Origin of the sequence: Bariatricus sp. SGI.161 (genome assembly GCF_050313695.1) — a bacterium.
GTDB lineage: Bacteria > Bacillota > Clostridia > Lachnospirales > Lachnospiraceae > JAFBIX01.
Genome location: NZ_JBNPLX010000006.1, coordinates 94658 through 116011, shown reverse-complemented (window position 1 = coordinate 116011; position 21354 = coordinate 94658). Strand labels below are relative to the sequence as shown.

Annotated in this window: 19 protein-coding genes; 15 read left to right on the top strand and 4 right to left on the bottom strand. The window is 42.0% G+C overall.

What is annotated here, in order from left to right:
* Nucleotide 1 precedes the first annotated feature (1 nt).
* A complete protein-coding gene (gene panC / locus ACQRBH_RS05320; RefSeq protein WP_427761108.1) occupies nt 2-841 on the bottom strand; it encodes a pantoate--beta-alanine ligase in 840 nt (279 codons plus the stop codon).
* Between the two features lie 256 nt (nt 842-1097).
* A complete protein-coding gene (locus ACQRBH_RS05315; protein WP_427761107.1) occupies nt 1098-2045 on the bottom strand; it encodes a ketopantoate reductase family protein in 948 nt (315 codons plus the stop codon).
* A gap of 214 nt (nt 2046-2259) precedes the next feature.
* On the opposite strand from ACQRBH_RS05315, the gene ACQRBH_RS05310 reads away from it, so the two are divergent.
* The 9 genes from ACQRBH_RS05310 to ACQRBH_RS05270 all read left to right on the top strand — a co-directional run bounded on the left by ACQRBH_RS05310 (nt 2260) and on the right by ACQRBH_RS05270 (nt 13712).
* The gene (locus tag ACQRBH_RS05310; protein WP_427744238.1) at nt 2260-3378 is read left to right on the top strand and encodes a carbohydrate kinase family protein; all 1119 of its coding nucleotides are present in this window, start codon (nt 2260-2262) and stop codon (nt 3376-3378) included.
* A gap of 16 nt (nt 3379-3394) precedes the next feature.
* Nucleotides 3395-4423, top strand: a complete 1029-nt coding sequence (locus tag ACQRBH_RS05305) for a sugar ABC transporter substrate-binding protein (RefSeq protein ID WP_427744217.1) — start codon at nt 3395-3397, stop codon at nt 4421-4423.
* A gap of 6 nt (nt 4424-4429) precedes the next feature.
* On the top strand, nt 4430-5926 hold the full coding sequence (locus ACQRBH_RS05300; protein ID WP_427744220.1) for a sensor histidine kinase: 1497 nt from the start codon (nt 4430-4432) through the stop codon (nt 5924-5926).
* Complete coding sequence (locus tag ACQRBH_RS05295; RefSeq protein ID WP_427761106.1) at nt 5904-7502, top strand: response regulator; 1599 nt, start codon at nt 5904-5906, stop codon at nt 7500-7502. Before ACQRBH_RS05300 ends, ACQRBH_RS05295 begins: the two co-directional genes overlap by 23 nt.
* Nucleotides 7499-8557, top strand: a complete 1059-nt coding sequence (locus tag ACQRBH_RS05290) for a sugar ABC transporter substrate-binding protein (protein ID WP_427761105.1) — start codon at nt 7499-7501, stop codon at nt 8555-8557. Before ACQRBH_RS05295 ends, ACQRBH_RS05290 begins: the two co-directional genes overlap by 4 nt.
* A gap of 161 nt (nt 8558-8718) precedes the next feature.
* Nucleotides 8719-9819 carry a multiple monosaccharide ABC transporter substrate-binding protein gene (chvE, locus tag ACQRBH_RS05285; RefSeq protein ID WP_427761104.1) on the top strand — a complete coding sequence of 367 codons (1101 nt, stop codon included), beginning with the start codon at nt 8719-8721 and terminating at the stop codon, nt 9817-9819.
* 75 nt (nt 9820-9894) lie between these two features.
* Complete coding sequence (mmsA, locus tag ACQRBH_RS05280; RefSeq protein ID WP_235231568.1) at nt 9895-11433, top strand: multiple monosaccharide ABC transporter ATP-binding protein; 1539 nt, start codon at nt 9895-9897, stop codon at nt 11431-11433.
* The gene (mmsB, locus tag ACQRBH_RS05275) at nt 11434-12597 is read left to right on the top strand and encodes a multiple monosaccharide ABC transporter permease (protein ID WP_420370565.1); all 1164 of its coding nucleotides are present in this window, start codon (nt 11434-11436) and stop codon (nt 12595-12597) included.
* Nucleotides 12598-12752: 155 nt separating this feature from the next.
* Nucleotides 12753-13712 (top strand): D-2-hydroxyacid dehydrogenase, encoded by a 960-nt coding sequence (locus ACQRBH_RS05270; protein WP_427761103.1) that lies wholly within the window; start codon nt 12753-12755, stop codon nt 13710-13712.
* Between the two features lie 56 nt (nt 13713-13768).
* On the opposite strand, the gene ACQRBH_RS05265 is transcribed toward ACQRBH_RS05270, so the two are convergent.
* Together ACQRBH_RS05265 and ACQRBH_RS05260 are read right to left on the bottom strand one after the other, a co-directional pair.
* The gene (locus tag ACQRBH_RS05265; RefSeq protein WP_427744225.1) at nt 13769-13948 is read right to left on the bottom strand and encodes a (2Fe-2S)-binding protein; all 180 of its coding nucleotides are present in this window, start codon (nt 13946-13948) and stop codon (nt 13769-13771) included.
* A 1-nt stretch (nt 13949) separates the two neighbouring features.
* The gene (locus ACQRBH_RS05260) at nt 13950-14462 is read right to left on the bottom strand and encodes a ferritin (RefSeq protein WP_235231571.1); all 513 of its coding nucleotides are present in this window, start codon (nt 14460-14462) and stop codon (nt 13950-13952) included.
* A 191-nt stretch (nt 14463-14653) separates the two neighbouring features.
* Between ACQRBH_RS05260 and ACQRBH_RS05255 the strand changes: the two genes are divergently transcribed.
* The 6 genes from ACQRBH_RS05255 (at nt 14654) to ACQRBH_RS05230 (ending at nt 21316) form a co-directional block, all read left to right on the top strand.
* Nucleotides 14654-16117, top strand: a complete 1464-nt coding sequence (locus tag ACQRBH_RS05255) for an MATE family efflux transporter (protein WP_427761131.1) — start codon at nt 14654-14656, stop codon at nt 16115-16117.
* Between the two features lie 435 nt (nt 16118-16552).
* Nucleotides 16553-17956, top strand: a complete 1404-nt coding sequence (gene mgtE, locus ACQRBH_RS05250; protein ID WP_427761102.1) for a magnesium transporter — start codon at nt 16553-16555, stop codon at nt 17954-17956.
* Nucleotides 17957-18199: 243 nt separating this feature from the next.
* Complete coding sequence (locus ACQRBH_RS05245; RefSeq protein ID WP_427744227.1) at nt 18200-19027, top strand: transporter substrate-binding domain-containing protein; 828 nt, start codon at nt 18200-18202, stop codon at nt 19025-19027.
* A gap of 60 nt (nt 19028-19087) precedes the next feature.
* A complete protein-coding gene (locus tag ACQRBH_RS05240) occupies nt 19088-19753 on the top strand; it encodes an amino acid ABC transporter permease (RefSeq protein ID WP_427744228.1) in 666 nt (221 codons plus the stop codon).
* Between the two features lie 31 nt (nt 19754-19784).
* Complete coding sequence (locus tag ACQRBH_RS05235) at nt 19785-20585, top strand: DUF169 domain-containing protein (protein ID WP_427761101.1); 801 nt, start codon at nt 19785-19787, stop codon at nt 20583-20585.
* Nucleotides 20582-21316 carry an amino acid ABC transporter ATP-binding protein gene (locus ACQRBH_RS05230; protein ID WP_427744230.1) on the top strand — a complete coding sequence of 245 codons (735 nt, stop codon included), beginning with the start codon at nt 20582-20584 and terminating at the stop codon, nt 21314-21316. The genes ACQRBH_RS05235 and ACQRBH_RS05230 overlap by 4 nt, the downstream gene beginning before the upstream one ends.
* Nucleotides 21317-21354 lie beyond the last annotated feature (38 nt).

The window sequence follows — 21354 nt, the reverse complement described above, 5'->3', positions numbered from 1 at the left end:
CTTATACCTCGTAGCTGAAATTATCGATCAGACGGGTCTTTCCAATGTAAACTGCCATAGCTACCAGTACGTCTTTTTCAACCTTTTCAACCGGCTGCATTGTCAGTGCATCTACCATGGAGACGTAGTCGATTCTTGCCAGAGGTTCTGCTTCTATGATGGCACGCATCTCACCAAGGACTTCGCTGGCATCTGCCTGTGGATGGATCACGTCCATTCCGCGGCGGAGGGCTTTTGACAGGCAAAGTGCGGCTTTTCTTTCTTCAGTGTTCAGATAAGTATTTCTGGAGGATTTTGCAAGGCCGTCTTCTTCGCGGACGATCGGGCATCCGACGATCTGGATGTCAAAATTCAGATCCTGGACCATTTTCCTGATGATGGCAAGCTGCTGTGCATCCTTTTGCCCAAAATAAGCTTTGTCCGGTGTTACGATATGGAACAGCTTTGACACGACGGTGCAGACGCCTTTGAAATGAATCGGCCGGGTCTTTCCGCAGAGTGTCTCGGAGAGCAGGTCAATACTTACGAACGCATGTGGGTCATGGTACATCTCTTCCGGTTCTGGATTGAAGATTAAGTCGGCACCCAGACTTTCGCACAACTCGCTGTCTCGCTTGAAATCACGCGGATAGGCCTCTAAGTCTTCGTTTGGTCCGAACTGTGTCGGATTGACAAAGTCTGAGACTACAACGATATCATTTTCTTCACGGCATCGTCTGATCAGACTTGCATGTCCCTCATGAAGGAATCCCATGGTCGGCACCAGTCCGATGCTTTTCCCTTCCTGCTTCCATGCTTTGACCAGTTTTCTGGTTTCTTCCACTGTTTTTGTTACTTTCATGTTACATTCTCCTCTTTCTTGTATGAATTCGAAGATAGCCTCTTGCTGAGTTCGCCTTTGTATCACAAAAAAAGCACCTTCAGGGTATAGTACGACCCTGAAAATGCTGAATGATTATATCCTGTGGTATTTCCGGAGTCTTATTTCTTTCAAATATAAGCTCTTTAAATTGCCATGATATGGAATTGTGAAAAATTGGTAAATCAGACAGAGTATAGTTTTGTTGCCAAATACTATCTCCGCCATCATTATAGAATTATTGTCTGGCCATGTCAATCAATCCCTGATACATTCTTTGGGTTGTTGGAACTGGAACATTAAGTTTTTCTGCTTCTCGTACAATATATCCACTGAATGTCTCTAATTCGGACATCTTGCCATTACAGATATCCCGCTGCAGGGAACTGGTGGCATCTTCCGCAAGCTCGTGGTAGAATCTTCGGATGATAGAATCAATATGAGCTTGTGTTACATGGACGTGCTTGGCTAATGCAACTTGATAAGCTTCATTTACCAGATCTTCATATTCTTTTGCTTTTACAGGATCGTTCCGAAGCTGGCCGATGGTGTTGTTATAATAGGCGGTTGTGACATTGTATGCGCAGTTTAAGATATATTTTCTCCAGATAGCCTGTTCAATATCAGGAGCAACTTTGTGATCAATATTGGCGCCGGATAAAAGGTCAGATACTGCCTGTACTGCCTGCTGCTGTGTAGCATCTGCATGAGGAATGCCGATATACAGGTTGGCGAAATCCCCTTGCTGTGTGATGGAGTAATCAGCGTTTGCAAAGGCTACGATATAGATAAGGGAATCTACAACAATGCCTTTGTGGAGAATACTTCGGATTCGGTCACCGGGATCTACGCCATTCATAACGGGAATGATCACTGTATGATCGGTTACTGCATGCTCCATACTGCGGCATACATCTTCCAGAGAGTAATTTTTTACACATACAAAGATATAATCCTGTTCGTCAAGATCTTCAATGGTCGTTACTTTTTCTGGCATTACGGTTATCTCTCCATGATAGTCGCTGTGGAGTGTCAGGCCGTTCGTCTGTAAGGATTCCAGACGCTGTCCTCTTGCTGCGAATGTAACATGCGGATAATGTTTTCCAAGCATACCGGCCATATATCCACCGACACCGCCGATGCCGATGACTGCAATTTTTTTATTATCTGTCGCTTCTTGGTTCATATATATATCTTCCTCCCTGTCAATCGATATCATCTGTCATTTATTGTACTACAATGCCGTTGTTGATGTACAGAAAAACATGAATTTGCTATATTGTGGAGTTTTTATTCTTGTATGGAAGGAGTATTCCCGAATTGAAAGAAATAAGAATTAATGGTATGATAAATACATCTTTTATGAAAATAGTTCGTGACAGAAAGTAGGTTGAAAGATGATGACAAAGAAAGTAATTGTAGCCGGACATATTTGTCTGGATATTACACCGTTATTCCCAGAGCAAAAGGTTGAGAATATTGCAGATTTTCTGCTTCCGGGAAAATCAATAGAGACGAAGAATGTGGATGTACATACAGGTGGAGCAGTAGCAAACACTGGACTTGCCATGAAGATTCTGGGGGCTGATGTGTCTCTGATGGGTAAGGTGGGAGATGATCCATTTGGAGAGATGGTTCTAAGCATATTGAAGAAATATGATGCGGATCAGGGGATGATCGTTGCACAAGGAGAGGCAACGTCGAGTTCGATTGTCCTGGCAATTCCGGGGATTGACCGGATGTTCCTGCACAATCCTGGCGCGAATCATACATTCCAGCCGGAAGATATTCCAGAGAAGGACTTAGAGAAAGCTGCATTATTCCACTATGGATATCCATCGGTCATGGCTTCTATGTACAGAAATGAGGGAAGCGGTCTGGTCAGGATGATGAAGAAGGTTAAGGAGGCAGGCGTTGCCACCTCACTGGATCTGGCGGTGGTTGATGAGAATTCAGAGGCGGGAAGAGAAGATTGGAATAAGATTCTTAAGAAAGTGATTCCTTATGTGGATTTCTTCGTCCCAAGTGTGGAGGAATTGTGTTTTATGCTTGATCGAAAGCTGTTTGCACAATGGAGAGAAAGAGCAAAAGGAAAAGAGATCACTTCTGTGCTGGATATAGAAAACGACGTAAAACCATTGGCTGATCTTTGTATGTCTTACGGAGCGAAAATATTATTGATTAAGTGTGGAGCGACTGGAATGTATTACCGCACAGCTGAGAAGGATGTTCTGCAGCAAGTTGGAACGCGGGTGGAACTGGATCTGGAACAATGGGCTGACAAAGAAGGATTCGAGAAGAGCTTTGTTCCGGAACGTGTCCTGTCCGGAACAGGCGCAGGTGATACCAGTATAGCAGCATTTCTTACCGCTGTGCTGGAAGGAAGTTCACCTAAGGAGGCTGTTTCGCTTGCAGCGGCTGAGGGTGCTTCCTGTGTGACGGCATTTGACGCATTAGGAGGAATCCGCACACTGAATGAACTGCGAGAGAAGATTGCAGCAGGATGGGAAAAATACTAGAAGAGGTAGATAGGACATGAAGATTCCTAAGGAAAACAGACACAGAATTGTGATCATGTTGATTATATGTATTCTATTTCTGGCGCTTTTGACGGGAATCAGCGTTTTTCTGGAAAATAAACTGGAGATCAGAGAAAAAACAAGGGTAGATGATACCATATATCAGAAGCATATTGTTATGATCAGTGAAGAACCGTCTGAGGAATTCTGGCTCTCCATCTATCAAAGTGCCAGAGAGGAAGGAAAGAAACAAGGAATATATATAGAAAATTTTGGGGAAAGACTTGTAGAAGACTATACGACAGAAGAACTTTTTGAGATGACGGTCGCGGCGAAGGTTGATGGTATCATATTGAAAGCAGATGGTGGGGAAGGTCTGACAGAGCAGATAAAGAAGGCGGCAAAGGCTGGAATCCCTGTTATGACAATTCTGTCAGATGTGCCAGACAGTGAAAGAATCAGTTTTGTCAGCGGCAATGACTTTGCGACCGGCGAGTTGTATGGCGATGAGATTATTGAAGAGGTAGAGAATATATCGAATGAGCTGGGAAGAAAAGTAAGAGTTTCTGTGTTGGTTGATTCCAATAGAGAGCAGACGGCCCCGAACCTGATCTACTCGGGTATCCATGAAGCAACGGCTTCTGTCAGTGATAAGATGGAGCTTTCTGCAAGTGTCATTGATAATTCCGGCAAGTTTGAATCAGAAGAGACGGTAAGAAACCTGCTTCTGGATTCGGAACCGCCGGATATTCTGGTGTGCTTAAGTGCGGTAGACACGATCAGCGCTTATCAGAGTGTGGTGGATTATAACCGTGTAGGTCAGATCGTGATTGTAGGATATTATTCTTCGGAAGATACGTTGGAAGGAATTCAGAAAGGAATCATCAAGTCCAGTGTATTGATTAATGCACAGGATCTGGGAAAAACAGCTGCACAGGGAATGAGTGAGTATCTTGAAAAAGAATATGTGAATGAATATCTTACGGTTACACCAACGTTGATTACCAGAGAGAATGTGAAAGATTATATGGAAAAGGACGAATAATAGCAGATGAAAAGGAAGAGATCCATTCGTACAAAACTGTTGGAAGTGTTTGTAGTAATCATGGTGTTAGTATTTGTGCTGAATATATACTTGTCCTACAATCAAAATAGAGCAGTTCACCAGATTGACAGTGTATACAGTAATAATATACAGTTGAATGATCTGTCGAATACGCTGGATGGGATTCAGTCGGCACTTTATCAGTATCTGAATACAAAGAGTTCAGATCAGCTGGAGGATTTTTACTCTTATACACAGGATTATAATAATATGATTGGTCAGTTGAATCACCAGACTGTGGACGACGACAATAAATTGATGGAAAAAAATATATATAATATGTCCCTGACTTATCTGGAAAAAGCGGATGATGCGGTAGAAGCAAAACGAGGACGTAACGTCAGCAAATATAATGACGATTATGGCGAGGCAAAAAGACTGTATGATTATCTTCAATCGTGTATTAACAGCTTGAATACATCGGTCTTTCTTGAAAGTTCTAATAATTATTCACTGCTGCGCACCTCACTGACATATTTGACCGGAATCAGTATGTTCCTGTTGTTTGTCGCGCTCTTGATTGCATTTACATGGATTTTTATTATGACAAGAAATATTACAAGACCATTGATCCAGCTTGCAGATGCGGCAAATGAAATTGCAAGAGGTAATATGGAAGTTGATTTCCCCATCGTGGAGACTGGGGATGAGATCACGACGGTGGCAAAAGCATGCAACAAGATGATAGACAGTATCCGTGTATATATTCAAAAGACAAAGGAAAATTATGAACGTGAAAATAAATTGATTGAGAATGAACTGATTATGAAGAATGAGTTGAAAGAAGCTCAATTAAAGTATCTTCAGGCACAGATCAATCCTCATTTTCTTTTTAACAGTCTGAATGCAGGAGCGCAGCTTGCCATGATGGAAGGAGCAGAAAAAGCATGCCTTTTTATTGAGAATATGGCAGATTTTTTCCGCTATAATGTACGAAAGATTGACAAGGATACAACGCTTCGGGAAGAGTTGAAGCTGGTAGATAATTATGTATATATATTAAATGTAAGGTTTTCTGGCGACATTCATTATAGTAAGCAGATTGATGAGCGGTTCCTGGATACGGTCATGCCCAGTATGATTATCCAGCCTTTGATTGAGAATGCTGTCAACCACGGAATCCGTGAGATGGAAGGAAAAGGACGAATACAAGTAAGCGTATATAATAACGATAAAAATGTATGTATTAAGGTTGCAGATAATGGAGTTGGTATTGATCCGGAGATTGCAGATAAGATTCTTCGCGGAGAGAGCGCTCATAGCAACAGTGAGAGAGATTCAGCGGGAATTGGTATGGACAATGTCATAAATCGATTACGCCGATATTATAATATGGAGCATGTGATTGACATTCGCAGGAGAGAAAATGGCGGTACAGAAGTAATATTATATATACAGAAGACAGAGGGAGGAAAGAAAAATGATGCGGATCTTGATCTGTGACGATGAAGGAATTGTCCGACAATCACTGGAATTCATAATACAAAAAAGCTTTGGTGATAAATGTGAAGTGGAATCGGCAAAAAACGGAAGAATGGCAATTGAACTGACAGAATCATTTCACCCGGATATTGTATTGATGGATATTCAGATGCCCGGAATTAATGGGATTGAAGCAATGCAGGAAATCCGAAAAGAAAATAAAAATATTGTATTTATTGTGCTTACTGCTTATGACAAGTTCGAGTATACACAGAAGGCTATCGATATAGGGGTGATGTCTTATCTGACAAAACCGATCAACAGAGATACTCTTACAGAGACACTTAGAAAGGCAATGAAGCTGGTAAGAGAGCGGAAAGAGAAGGTACGAAATGACCTAAAGATTAAAGAAAAGCTGGAAGTTGTCATTCCGATGATTGAAAATGGCTTCGTATACAGTGTGCTGTTTGACGGACCGGGGAAGGAGATGAATCAGAATTATCGGGAACTTTTAAATATTGATACAGATTATGGATATGCGATGATCATAGAATGTGGAGACGAGCTCCATAAAGGTGTGTTGTCCAATACTTTGGGTGCCGGAATCCGTCTGCAGAAGCATTATATGGTGATGCGGGAGATGCTCAAAGAGACGACCGGAGGAATTGTAGGTGCACTGATGGCCAATAAGGTGATCGTTCTGGTGCCAAGTGAGTTGGAGAAAGAAGAATACGATGAAAGGGTTGTTAAGATTGATAACATTCGAGGCATGCTGAGAAAGTTGGAGCAGCAGCTGGATCTGAAGTTTAAGGCAGGAATCGGCTCGGTGAAGAGATGGAATGAGATCAATGAATCGTATCAGGAGGCACTGGATACAGAACGTCAGGGTGTCGGGAAAGTTACACATGCAAAAGATCTTCCAGTGACTTGTGTCTATGAAGACAGCTATCCGGTCGATCTTGAAAAAGAGCTTTTTGCAGCGGTAGAGGAAGGAAATCAGCAGAAGACGGTAGAAAAAAGTAAAGACTATATGTTATGGATGAAGAGTCAGTCTACAGAGCTCTCTGGTATTATCCGACTGAAAGCGATGGAGTTCGTGTTGTGGGCAGAACATCTTGCCTATATGCAGGGCGGTGTGATGTACCGTTTTACAGATAGAGAGGGGTATCTGGAAACTTTATTATCCCTACAGACATATGATGAACTGATGGGATGGTTTGTTCAGAAGATGGAAGCGGCGAGCGGGCATATTGCTATGAAGCAGCAGGAAAAGACGAATAGCGTAGTCGAAAAGGCCAAGGAATATATTGTAGAACATTTTTCCAAAGATTTATCTCTGGAGGAGATGGCCAAGGAACTGGGGATTAGTCCTTATTATCTGAGTAAGTTGTTTAAAGAATCGGAAGGTGTGAATTACATAGATTATCTGACAGGACTTCGAATAAAATATGCAAAAGAACAGTTGAATAACAGTGATAAAAGTATCAAAGAGATCTGCCATGAATCAGGGTATGGTGATCCGAATTATTTTAGCCGTATATTTAAGAAATGGACAGGAGTAACTCCTACAGAGTACCGGGAAGGGAGATTGTCATGAAGAAAAGATGCATTGCAGTTCTGATGTGTATCGTATTAACGGCAACACTGCTGATTTCTTGTGATACGAAGGACAAATATGAAGGAAAGGAAGAAAATGAAGAAGAGAAACAATTAAAAATTGGAATTACATTTGACACATTTGTGTTGGAGAGATGGACGAGGGATCGTGATGTGTTCGTGTCGACTGCGGAGAAGCTGGGGGCATCTGTTGATGTCCAGAATGCCAACGGGGATGTAGAAAAGCAGAAAGAGCAGATCCAGAAGTTTATTGAAGATGATATGGATGTGATCGTTATTGTGGCGGTAGACTGTTTTGAGATGACAGAAGAGGTGACAAAGGCCAAAAATGCAGGAATCAAAGTAATATCTTATGACCGATTGATTCAAGGATGTACGACAGATCTGTATATTACCGTGGATAATGAAGCGGTCGGAGAACTGATGGCTGATACTATGATTGATAATCTTCCGGGAGGCGGCAACGTAGTCATGCTCTGTGGACCGGAGATGGACACCAATTCTGCGGATGTGGTCAATGGATTTAAAAAAGGAATCGAGCAAAGCAGTCTGACGGTGGTGAAAGAGATATATGTGAAGTCATGGACTCCGGAAAACGGATTCGCCGCAGCGAATGAAGCACTGTCTGATGCAGAAGACGTAGATGCAGTAATGTGTGGAAATGATGGCCTTGCGGGTTATGCAATCAAGGCATTGAGTGAGAAACAGCTTGCGGGAAAGGTGGTTGTGACCGGACAGGATGCAGACTTGGAAGCCTGTCAGAGGGTGGTAGAAGGTACACAGACAATGACGGTATACAAACCGATTGAAAGGCTGGCGAAGGTTGCGGCTCAATGTGCAGTTAAGATGGCCAAAGGGGAAGCTGTGGTCGGAGAGGAAGTAGGAAGAACAACAACGAAAAAGACACAGGACGGATATGAGGTTCCGTATTGGGCATTGCCTCCGATTGCTGTGACCACAGAAAATATGGATGACGTGATTATTGATCTTGGGTTCCATCTGAGGGATGAAGTGTATCTGAATGTAGATAAATAAAATAGCATAGCATATTTTTAAATTGAGGATAGCGCAAAAAAGTGCTACCCTCAATTTTTTTGCCCGGTAACTTTCTGAATTTGTGCGGGCCTTTGCAAACATGTCCTGTCTGATAGTTGTTATAGTAATAGTATCAAATAAATCGAATGGAGGAAAAAACTATGAAAAAAAGATTCAAAAAGCTGGTATCAATCGGACTTGTTGCAGTGATGGCATTCTCACTTGCAGCTTGTACAAGTGGATCCGACAGCTCAAGCTCAAGCGAAGAGAAAGAGACTTCTGCTGGAAGCGGTAAGATTGGTGTGGCAATGCCTACAAAAGATCTTCAGCGTTGGAACCAGGATGGCGAGAACATGAAGAAACAGTTAGAAGAAGCTGGATACGAAGTTGACTTACAGTATGCAAGTAACGACGTTGCAACACAGGTTTCTCAGATTGAAAATATGATTTCTGGTGATTGTGATGCATTAGTTATCGCTTCTATCGATGGAGAGTCTCTTGGAACACCACTGAAAGAAGCTGAAGAAAAAGGAATCCCGGTAATTTCTTATGACCGTCTGATCATGAACTCTTCTGCAATTTCTTATTACGCAACATTTGACAATTATCTGGTAGGTCAGAAACAGGGCGAATATATCGTAGAAGCTCTTGATCTTGACAATGCAGATGGCCCATTCAATATGGAAATCTTCACAGGTGACCCTGGTGATAATAACTGTAACTTCTTCTTTGGTGGTGCTATGGACGTTCTTCAGCCATACATCGACGCTGGAAAATTAGTTGTTCAGTCTGGACAGGTTACAAAAGAAGAGTGTTCTACAGCTGACTGGTCAACAGAAAAAGCACAGTCAAGAATGGATGCAATCCTTGCTTCTAACTATGCAGACAAAGACCTTGACGTAGTTCTGTGTTCTAACGACTCTACAGCACTTGGTGTTGAGAACTCTCTGGAAGCAAACTACAATGGCGAATGGCCAATCATCACAGGACAGGATTGTGACAAACCAAACGTTAAGAATCTGGTTGCTGGAAAACAGTCTATGTCAGTATTCAAAGATACACGTAAACTTGCAGAGCAGACAGTTAAGATGGTTGATGCTATCATGAGCGGCGAAGAAGCTGAGACAAATGATAACGAGACATATGACAATGGAACAGGTGTCATTCCTTCTTACCTTTGCGAGCCTACAGTTGTAACAATCGACAACTACGAAGAGATGCTGCTTGATTCTGGATATTATACAGAAGCTGATATCAAATAGTTAGTAAGAAGTAAGCGTGAACGGGCAGGCGGGCAGATGTCCGCCTGCATTTTTGAAGGAAAGGGAGGGACACAATTGGCTAAGATTTTATTGGAAATGAAAAATATTACCAAGACTTTCCCCGGTGTAAAAGCACTTGATAACGTTAATCTGCAGGTAGAAGAAGGAGAAATCCACGCTCTTGTTGGAGAAAACGGAGCCGGTAAGTCAACCCTTATGAATGTATTGAGCGGTATCTACGCATATGGTACATACGAAGGTGACATTATTTATAACGGAGAAATCTGTAAATTTCATAATATTAAGGACAGTGAGGCAAAGGGAATCGTTATTATTCACCAGGAGCTTGCATTAGTTCCGGAGATGACGATCGGTGAAAATATGTATCTGGGCAATGAGCAGGGTAAGAAATTTGCCATTGACTGGAGCAAGACGTACGGAGAAGCGGATAAATATCTGAAACGAGTGGGATTACAGGAATCTTCCCGTACTTTGATCAAAGATATCGGTGTTGGTAAACAGCAGCTTGTTGAAATTGCAAAAGCACTTGCAAAAAATGCGAAACTATTAATCTTGGATGAGCCTACTTCTTCTCTGAATGAGTCAGATTCTCAGGCACTTCTGGATCTGATGCTGGAATTCAAGAAGCAGGGTATGACTTCGATTATTATCTCTCATAAATTGAATGAGGTTGCTTATGTAGCAGACAAAATTACAGTTATCCGTGACGGTTCCACGATTGAAACGCTGGATAAAAATAAAGATGTCTTTACAGAAGACAGGATTATCAAGGGAATGGTAGGACGTGAGCTTACAGACCGTTTCCCGAAGAGAGAGAATAAAAATATAGGCGAGGTGGCACTGGAAGTAAAGAACTGGACAGTGCACCATCAGGTATACACAGACCGTAAGGTCGTAAATAATGTATCAATGTATGTAAGAAAAGGAGAAGTTCTGGGAATCTCCGGTCTGATGGGTGCCGGACGTACAGAGCTTGCCATGAGTATCTTCGGAAAGAGCTACGGCAAAGATATCTCCGGTGAATTATATATTCATGGAAAAGAAGTAAAACTGCATTCTGTTCAGGATGCCATTGAACATAAGATTGCATACGTTACAGAAGACAGAAAAGGAAATGGATTGATCTTAAGTAATCCAATCCGTGTGAATACAACACTTGCGAATCTGGCAGGTGTAAGCAGTCACGGTGTCATTGATAAAGATAAAGAGATTGCTGTGGCAGAGGAATACAGAGTAAAATTAAAGACAAAATGCCCGAGTGTTGAACAGAACGTAGGAAACTTAAGTGGTGGTAACCAGCAGAAAGTTCTCCTTGCAAAATGGATGTTCGCTGAGCCGGATGTTCTGATATTGGATGAGCCTACCAGAGGTATCGACGTTGGTGCAAAATACGAGATCTACTGTATCATCAACGAATTGGTAGCGGCGGGCAAATCCGTAATTATGATTTCTTCTGAGCTGCCGGAAGTTCTTGGAATGTCAGACCGAATTTATGTTATGAATGAGGGACGTATTGCAGGAGAATTAAGCGGCGAAGAAGCAACTCAGGAACTGATTATGGCAAGTATTTTGAAATCAAGCAAAGGAGAATAAATTATGAAGAGTGCGAATATTTCTACATTTTTAAAGAAGTATACAATGGTCATTGTACTGGTCGTTGTTACTTTATTCTTCACCTGGAAGACAGGCGGAAGAATGTTACTTCCACAGAACGTAAATAACCTGATCTCTCAGAATGCATATGTATTCATTCTTGCAACAGGTATGCTGCTCTGTATCCTGACTGGTGGTAACATCGACTTAAGTGTCGGTTCTATTGTATGTTTTGTAGGTGCCGTAGGTGCTACATTCATGGTAAATAAAGGAATGAATGTATTTGTGACCATCATTATTATGTTGGCTACTGGTCTTGCAATTGGTATATGGCAGGGCTTCTGGATTGCGTATCGAAGAATACCTCCATTTATTGTAACTCTGGCAGGTATGTTAATGTTCCGTGGACTTTCCAATATCGTTCTGGATGGTTTTACAATTGCACCAATGCCGGAGAATTACCTGGCACTGTTCAATATGTACATTGTGGACTTCTTCCATGGTGACGGACTTAATATTACCTGTCTGCTGTTCGGTATCATTGTAGCATTGATCTTTGTGGCAGTTACCTTCCGTGGAAGAGCAACAAAAGTGAAAAAAGGATACGCAGTAGGACCTGCAAGCAGTGATATCATCAAATGCGCGATCATCAGTTTAGTTATCGTAGCATTTGCATGGAGACTTGCACAGTACAAAGGTATTCCGAATATTCTTCTCTGGATCGTAGTCATCGTGTTGATCTATGGATATATTACATCCAAGACAACGATCGGACGTCATCTGTATGCAATCGGTGGAAATGAAAAAGCAGCAGAATTGTCTGGTATCAATACGAACAAAGTATATTTCTTTGCATATGCTAACATGGGACTTCTGGCAGCAGTTGCAGCAATGGTAGTTATTGCCCGTCTGAATTCTGCAAACCCGACTGCAGGTGATGGTTACGAGATGGATGCCATCGGTTCCTGTTTCATCGGTGGTGCATCTGCATACGGCGGAAGCGGAACAATTCCTGGAGTTATCATCGGTGCTACTCTGATGGGTGTTATCAACTTAGGTATGTCTATCATGGGTGTAGATGCTAACTGGCAGAAGGTTGTTAAAGGTGCAGTATTACTTGCAGCTGTAATCTTCGACGTAGAATCTAAGAAACGTGCAAAATAATCTATAATAAATCTATTTTTTACAGGGACGTGAGCCTAAAAAAGCTTACGTCCCTGTTTTTGACCCGAAAATTGTGTATAATATATGGTGTTAGGGTCAAAAATCCCCGACATCATATATGAAACTATACATAATTGTAGGAGAAAGATAGAAACATGATGAAAGAGATTTTAGTTGTAATTCCGGTGGAAAAGAGACATAAAGAAAAGTTGAAAAAAGCAGGAGAAGGATGCCGGTTTACCTATTCAACGCCGCAGGATGTAACAGAAGATATGATCTCCAAAGCACAGATTATTATCGGAAATGTTCCGGCGGCAAAGATTCGGGCATCAGAACAACTGGAGCTTCTGCAGTTGAATTCTGCCGGGGCAGATCCGTATATTGAACCGGGGATATTAAGTGGCAGAACAATCCTGACCAATGCTACAGGGGCCTACAGTAAGGCGGTGGCTGAGCATATGCTTGCGGTAATGTTCATGCTGCAGAAGAAGCTGCATCTATATCGAGATGCACAAATAAGAAGCGAATGGACGGACGAAGGAACGGTGACTTCCATTACGGATGCGGTGGTTCTGGTTGTCGGGCTTGGGGATATCGGACTTTATTTTGCACGAATGGTAAAGGCTCTGGGAGCTTATGTGATCGGTGTAAAGAGAAGAGCGGGTGCATGCCCGGAAGGAGTAGATGAATTGTTTACAACGGAACAGCTGGATGAAGTGCTGCCGAGAGCAGATATTATATTGTCTGTTCTTCCCGGAACGAAGGAAACATATCATATATTCACAAAAGAGAGATTCGCGATGATGAAAGATCACGCGATATTTATGAATGCCGGAAGGGGCAGTGCGGTGGACAGTGATGTGCTGTATGAGGCGGTCAGGGATCACCAGATTGCGTCGGCAGGAGTGGATGTGACAGAGCCGGAGCCGCTGCCGCCGGAACATCCGCTTTGGAAATTAGAGAATGTAATGATCACGCCGCATATCTCAGGACAATACCATCTCCCGGAGACATTTGAACGAATCGTAGATATCTCAGCGGCGAATCTGTTCGCTTATCTGAACGGTCAGCCACTGAGAAATATCGTTGATTTCGCAACGGGTTATAAGAAATGATCTGCTTAGAAGAAAGTCGGGAGAATTAAATCATTCTCCCGACTTTGCAATACCCATTATTTTTCTAATAATTTCTTAGTTAATTTTTTAGCCTTCTTTTTACATTTGCCACAGGCTTTGCTAACCTTGGTGGCCTTTTTGACTTCTTTAAATGAAGAGGCACCCTGATCTATGGCGCGGGCGATATCACCTTTGGTTACCTTATGACAAGGGCAGATAATCTTATCTGGATTCATATTAAAGTACCAGAGAAGGAGCTGAATATACACGTGCTCCAAGCTCGCTATCCAGCATATACAGGCTCTTCGGATCGTCTCCGAATAACTCGAACTTCTTAACCAGATTATCAGCATTCGTCTCTTCCTCGCCCTGCTCCTTAACGAACCAGTCTAAGAACTGCATGGTACGGAAGTCCTTTACAGAATAAGCCGCATCATAAATCGTATGGATCAGGCTGGTCACATACTGCTCATGCTTCAATCCTTCCGCAAGAACAGCCTTAGCACTTACCAACTCAACGGCCGGCTTGTCAATTGCTTCCAGTATAATCTTCTCCCCATTATTCTGCAGATACTGGATGAAAAGCATCGCATGGTCACGCTCCTCCTGCGCCTGGATCTTATACCAGTTACCAAATCCGTCCAATCCCTGGTCATAGTAATAATTTGAAAAATCCAGGTACAAATATGCAGAATACAATTCCTTATTCACCTGCTGATTCAGCAATTCTACAACCTTTTTGTCCAACATGATAATATTCCCTCTTTCTAATAAAATTTATTTTCTTAAATAATAGCAGATTTTTTGCGCAAGTTCCATATGGGGACGGGGGTTTTTTCATTTTCCTCCGTCCCAGATTAAAATATCCCTGTCCCCAATTCGATTTACCGTGTCCCTTATTATAATTGAATTACTAGGAGGCAGTTGCGCAAGTGGAAGATATGATGTTAAAATTGTCGGTATCTGGAAGTTGCACAAAAATTGTTGGAAGAATCTTAGTAGAAAGGAGCTGTGAACACATGTCTAATACAGAAGGTGCCTTGACAAAAGGTCCTATCTTGAATGTCCTGACCAGACTTGCATTGCCGATTATGGCTTCGGCTTTCTTGTCAACGGCCTACAGTATCATGGATATGGCCTGGGTCGGGCAGCTTGGCGGAGAAGTGCTTGCCGGAGTCGGCGTTGGCAGCATGTATATCTGGATGTCTCAGGGAGTGGTAACACTGCCGCGGATGGGCGGGCAAGTCTATATGGCGCAGGAACTGGGGCGGGGGAATCGCAGAGAGGCGCAGGCATATGCGGCAGCTGCGGTGCAATTATGTGTAATCTTAGGTATATTTTTCGGTCTGGTATGTGGGTTTCTCACAGAGCCTCTGGTGTCGTTTTTCCAACTGGAACATCAGGATGCAGTGAATGCGGCACATATCTATATTAAGATTGCCTGTGGATGGATTCTGTTTTCCTTTTTGGGGCTGGTGCTAACGGGCCTGTATACTGCGCAGGGAGATTCCAAGACCCCATTGAAAGCGAATTTTACAGGGTTAATGTTGAATATGTTACTGGATCCGGTCTTAATTCTGGGGCTAGGACCTTTCCCGGCACTGGGAGCTGCAGGGGCGGCAATCGCAACCGTTCTGTCTCAGATGATCGTGGTGGGAGTTTTGGTGGCAGGTATGCGGTTGGACAAATCCGAGGCGAATGTTCTGAGAAGTGTAAATTATATCCGTAAGATAGAGGCCTCTTATATGAAACGTGTATGCTTGATTGGCGGCCCCAGTGCGATTCAGGGGATAGTCTACTGCATGATCTCCATGCTGCTTTCACGGATGGCAGGAATTTTCGGGGATATTGCAATCGCGGTTTTGCGAGTGGGTGGTCAGGTGGAGTCCATATCATGGAACGTTGCAAATGGATTTTCATCCGCTATGAACGCATTTGCGGCACAAAATTATGGCGCAGGGAAGATGGGCCGCGTCAGAAAAGGATACCGGATCTCCGTGGTATCTGTGCTCGTCTGGGGAGGCCTGATCTCAGTAGTATTTCTTCTGTTCCCGAGAGAAATCTCCAGAATCTTTTTCCATCAGCCTGATGAGATTGCCATATCTTCCCATTATCTTATGATCATAGGCCTGGGAGAGGCATTTATGTGTCTGGAATTGATGTCAGTGGGAGCAATCTCGGGGCTTGGGAATACAAAGCTTTGTAGTATTATCAGCATAACATTTACCGCGATCCGCCTGCCGATTGCATGGATACTCAGCAAGACAGCGCTTGGATCAGATGGAATCTGGTGGGCATTTACCATTTCCAGTGTGCTGAAAGGGTTGATTTTCTGGAAAGCATTTTATGTAGAGGCGTCCAAAAAGGAGCGTTTTCTTCACGAGAATTCCTTGATTGGGAAGTGACAGATACCTGGTGGGAAGTAAAAGGTTGTGACAAAGATAGAATTGTGTTAGAATAATAAAAGCGAAATAGCAAATATCAGTAAGTAAGAGAGGTGAGATTATGGACGGTAGTAGTGGTCGAAGTACAGACAAGGTATTCATATATTGTCAGAATTCCTGCGGCTATGGTCCGTTCGTATTCTGACTGATTTTGCTGTGAGAATTCATAGATGTATAGAATATATGAGTACCATTGTCCGTTTCTAAAACTGTACTACATTGGCGTAAGGCGAGTGTGGAGCATGGCGTATTATAACTGACAATGGTATTTTTATGCCCATTTTTACTTATCATATGTTGCCTCCATGCCTGCTTTGCAGATTCGTAACCCGCATCAGGACTCGCAGATGGGTCTTGAATTGCACCATGGGTCAGGTGAAAAGGAGGCGTAGAACAATGAATACAAAGAAAATGAATTTGACAGAGATAAAAGGGCATGTACAGCACCCGGATTACCAGATGGAGATTGCAGATATCATCCGAAGCAATCTGACACCGAAGTTAATGCAGAAACGGCTTCAGGATTATCATGAAAATGATATTGCTACAGCGATGGAACTTCTGAAAAAGGATGAGCGTTACCGGCTTTATAGTATTCTGGACACGGAAACCCTTGCAAATGTAATGGAATATTCGGATCATCCGAATGACTATATCGGGGAACTGGGAATACGTAAAAGAATCGAAGTTCTGTCACAGATGGAAGTTTCGGCAGCGGCAGAATATCTCCGACAGCTGGAGAAATCGGAGCGCAATGCCCATCTTGATCTGATGGATGAGTCGGTCAAAAAAGAGATCATGCTGCTCAGCTCATTTGATGCAGATGAGATCGGAAGTAAGATGACGACCAATTATATTGCCATCCGGGCAGGGATCAGCGTACGCCAGGCAATGCGGGAACTGGTGGATCAGGCAGCGGAAAATGATAATGTCTCTACAATCTATGTGTTAGATGATGGCGGAATGCTGGCAGGGGCCATCGATCTGAAGGATCTGATCATTGCCCGTGAGAATACGGCGCTTGAGGCAATTACGATGACATCCTATCCTTATGTTTATGCGGACGAACAGATTGAAGACTGTATTGAACGGATGAAAGATTATTCGGAAGATTCAATTCCTGTACTGGATGCGAAAAATAGACTGCGAGGTGTACTGACCGCACAGGATATTACTGGGATTGTAGATGAAGAACTTGGAGAAGATTATGCAAGACTCGCCGGTCTGACCGCGGAAGAAGATCTGTATGAACCTATGAAGAAGAGCATCGGAAAACGCCTTCCATGGCTGATCGTGCTGCTTGGATTGGGGCTTGTGGTATCCAGCGTAGTAGGTCTGTTTGAGGCGGTGGTGGCAAGCCTGACACTGGTCATTTGCTTCCAGTCACTGATCCTGGATATGTCAGGAAATGTAGGAACCCAGTCCCTGGCGGTGACTATCCGTGTGCTGATGGATGAACAGATTACCGGAAAACAGAAGTTGTATCTCATCGCTAAAGAAGCGAAAGTCGGTCTTTGCAATGGCGCTATTCTCGGGATACTCTCCTTCGTGCTGATCGGATTGTATCTGCTGATCTTCAAAGGAGAACCGGCAACAGTTGCATTTTCCGTCTCTATGTGTACCGGAATTGCATTGCTTGTATCCATGCTGCTGTCCAGCATCTCCGGGACAATCATCCCTATCCTGTTCAAAAAACTGAAGATTGATCCCGCGGTCGCTTCCGGGCCATTGATCACGACTGTCAACGACCTGGTTGCAGTTGTCACATATTACGGACTGGCATGGTTGATGTTGATGTAAGTGGAGGGGACGGGGGTTTTTTCATTTTCCTCCGTCCCAAATTAAAATAAGGGTGTCCCCAATTTATTTTACCCTGTCCCTTTTGATTTGGGTATAGAATAAATGGATTGGTATGGATCAGTTTATGTTGTATTGATTTTTACAATAAGTGCATCCTTTATATACAGATAATCGATTGGATAAAAAGATAAGATAATGCTATTCTATATCTAACATTATTATTTGGTATATGGAGGAAAAAGTATGAAGAAAAAGTTAATCAGTGTTCTTTTGTGTATCACAATGTGCGCAGGAATACTCGTAGGATGTGGGGGAAAATCAGATGACAGTCAAAAAGAAGAGGCTGCAGATACGGAAGAAGACAAAGTGATCACTGTTGCTACAACCAATGCATTCTTCCCGGTTGTTTATGCGGATGATGACGGTAATCTGACAGGATTTGAGTATGACATTATGGAAGAAATTGGCAAAAGATCCGGCTATGAGATGGAATACGAAGTTGTTGGGGACATGTCTACAATGTTTGAAGGAATCGATAGCGGAAAATATGACACTATGATGGGTCAGGTATCTGTAACAGAGGAACGTGAGAAAAAGTATACTTTTAGTGAAATATATGGGTATAATGCAATTAAAATGGCAGTTCGCGGAGATGATCCGGCGGAATCTGTGGAAGATCTTCAGGGAAGAAAAGTATGTATTGAATTTGGTACTGTTTTAGAGGATGTTTTAACTGAAATAAATGCTGGTTACCCTGAGGATAAGCAGATTGAACTTGTTACAACAGAAGGAAATATTTATGATGAACTGGCAAGTGGACATTATGATGCATTCCCGATTACTGTATTATCCTTTGATCAGATTAATGAAAAAGGAGAATATAATTTCAAATTAATAGGAGATCCGATTCTGATCGATAAAAATGCTTTTCCATTTGCAAAAGATTGTGATCAGGACAAGCTTGAAGCTGTAAATAGTGCTATTAAAGAAATGAAAGAAGATGGCACATTGTCAGAATTATCTGAGAAATACTTCAAACGTGATATTACACAAGAAGAAATAACAGAATAATATAGATGAAGAAGGCAGTCAGATACATACTGGCTGCCCTTTGTTTCCTAAGGAGTAAAAATGAAATTTGATGTAAAGTTTTTCTTTTCTATTATCCCTAAATTGATTCTTAAAGTCCCCTATACATTATGGCTTGGCTGTATTGCTTTTGCGATTGCCTTTGTATTGGGGCTGATTCTGGAGATATGTTATACATCGAAGAATGTGATCATAAGAAAAATTGCCGGATTATATATATCTTATTTCCGTTCGACACCATATATTACGCAGCTGTTTATCTTTTATTTTGGACTGCCGCAGATTATTCCGGCAATGAGAAATGTAGTAGGTGCGACGGCTCTTGTTATAACAATCGCCATGAATTCTGCAGCTTTTATTGCAGAGGTAATACGAGGTGGACTTCTGGCTGTTGATAGAGGACAGAGAGAGGCTGCATTGTCTATAGGGTTAAGTCCAATCAATGTGTATAAAGAGATTATTCTTCCACAGGCGTTTGTTGCGGCATTTCCATCTCTCGGGAATTCCTTTATTATGATGATCAAAAATACAGCCATTGGATTCACGATAGGTGTTGTGGACATTTTAGCGCAGGCAAAGATATTAGCAGCTTCGTCATTGAATTTTTTCGAAGCGTATATTTCTGTAGGTGTTGTTTATTGGATCATTTTGGTCCTGATTGATAAGCTGTTAAAATACATAGAATCAAAAATATGTAGATATTTGTAGGTGAAATATGAAAAATAGAGATGTGAATAGAATGAATAAAGCGTTAGGATTGAAACGCTGTATTGTAGGAGTTAAATTCCTTTATTTTGAACATGAATACCATAATCTTGAAATCAATGAATATGGGAGAAAGACCAGTTATTGTATGATGGTGAAGCATGCGATGGATGGCAATCATTTTAAGGCAAATCTGGGACATTTTGCATGTCGCTGTGCGATAGAGGCGTTGGGACTTGCGGATGAGATGGAAGGAGTGGAATCCGGACAGCGATATTATAGTTTAAATCTGTATGAAAGCAGGGCTGTTGCAAAAGATGTGACACGTGATATTTCAAGGATTAAACAGAAAATATATGGAATAGAAATTGGACCACTAGATGAGCTTGAAGATGCAGATGTTGTCATGCTAATGGTAAATGCATATCAACTCATGCGTGTTGTGCAGGGATATACGTATAAATGGGGCATACCGAAGCATTTATACATGGCGGGAAACCAAGGAGTATGTGCAGATCTGACTGCAGGACCATTTGAAAAAAATGACTTGAATTTCTCAGTGCTTTGTGCAGGAACAAGAAGAATGTGTGCATGGGGAGATGATGAAATCGGAGTTGGCCTTCCAATTCAACAATTTGAACCATTAACAGAAGGAATCATACAGACAATGAATTATATAGATTATCCGAACCAAAAAGACGCAATACGGGCAAGGTTGGTTTCTCCAGATGAATTAGGAGTGCTGGTAGATGATAACCTTCATTATGGTAAATTAGGAAAAGAATATGTCAGGCCAGATATGTATGAAAAACTGAAAAGTGGGGAATTGGAATGATTAAAATAGAAAATCTTCACAAAAGTTTTGGTGAACTTCATGTGTTAAAAGGAATTGATTTTCAGGCCCAAAAGGGAGAAGTAGTTGCTATTATTGGACCTTCCGGGATGGGAAAGTCTACATTTCTTCGTTGTGTTAATTTTATTGAACGTCCGGAAAAGGGGATTGTCGAAATTGATAATGTTCGTGTGGATGTTCAGAAATGCACAGAAAAAGAAATTAAAAAATTACGTATGAAAACCTCTATGGTATTCCAAAACTATAATGTATTTAAAAATAAAACAGTGCTTGAAAATGTAATGCTTCCAATGACTTCTGTGCAAAAGATGAAGAAGGAAGAAGCTAGACAGAAAGCACTGGAATATTTAAAGCAGGTAGAATTGCTTGATAAAATTGACGAGTATCCATCACGTTTGTCGGGAGGTCAGCAACAGAGAGTAGGTATTGCCAGAGCCATGGCTGTAAATCCAAAAGTAATATTACTTGATGAGCCGACTTCATCATTGGACCCGGAACTGGTGACAGGGATTCTGGATATTATTAAGAAATTGGCTCGTGAGCATGAACGTACCATGTTGATCGTCACTCACGAAATGCGCTTTGCTCGGGAAGTGGCAGACAGAATCTTGTTTATGGATGACGGAGTTATTATAGAAGAAGGAAAGCCAGAACAGATATTTACGAACCCTCAAAATGACAGAACTCGTAAGTTTTTGGAATTATTACAATAGCAAAATGCCAGAATGATTAAGAGGTCATTCTGGCATTT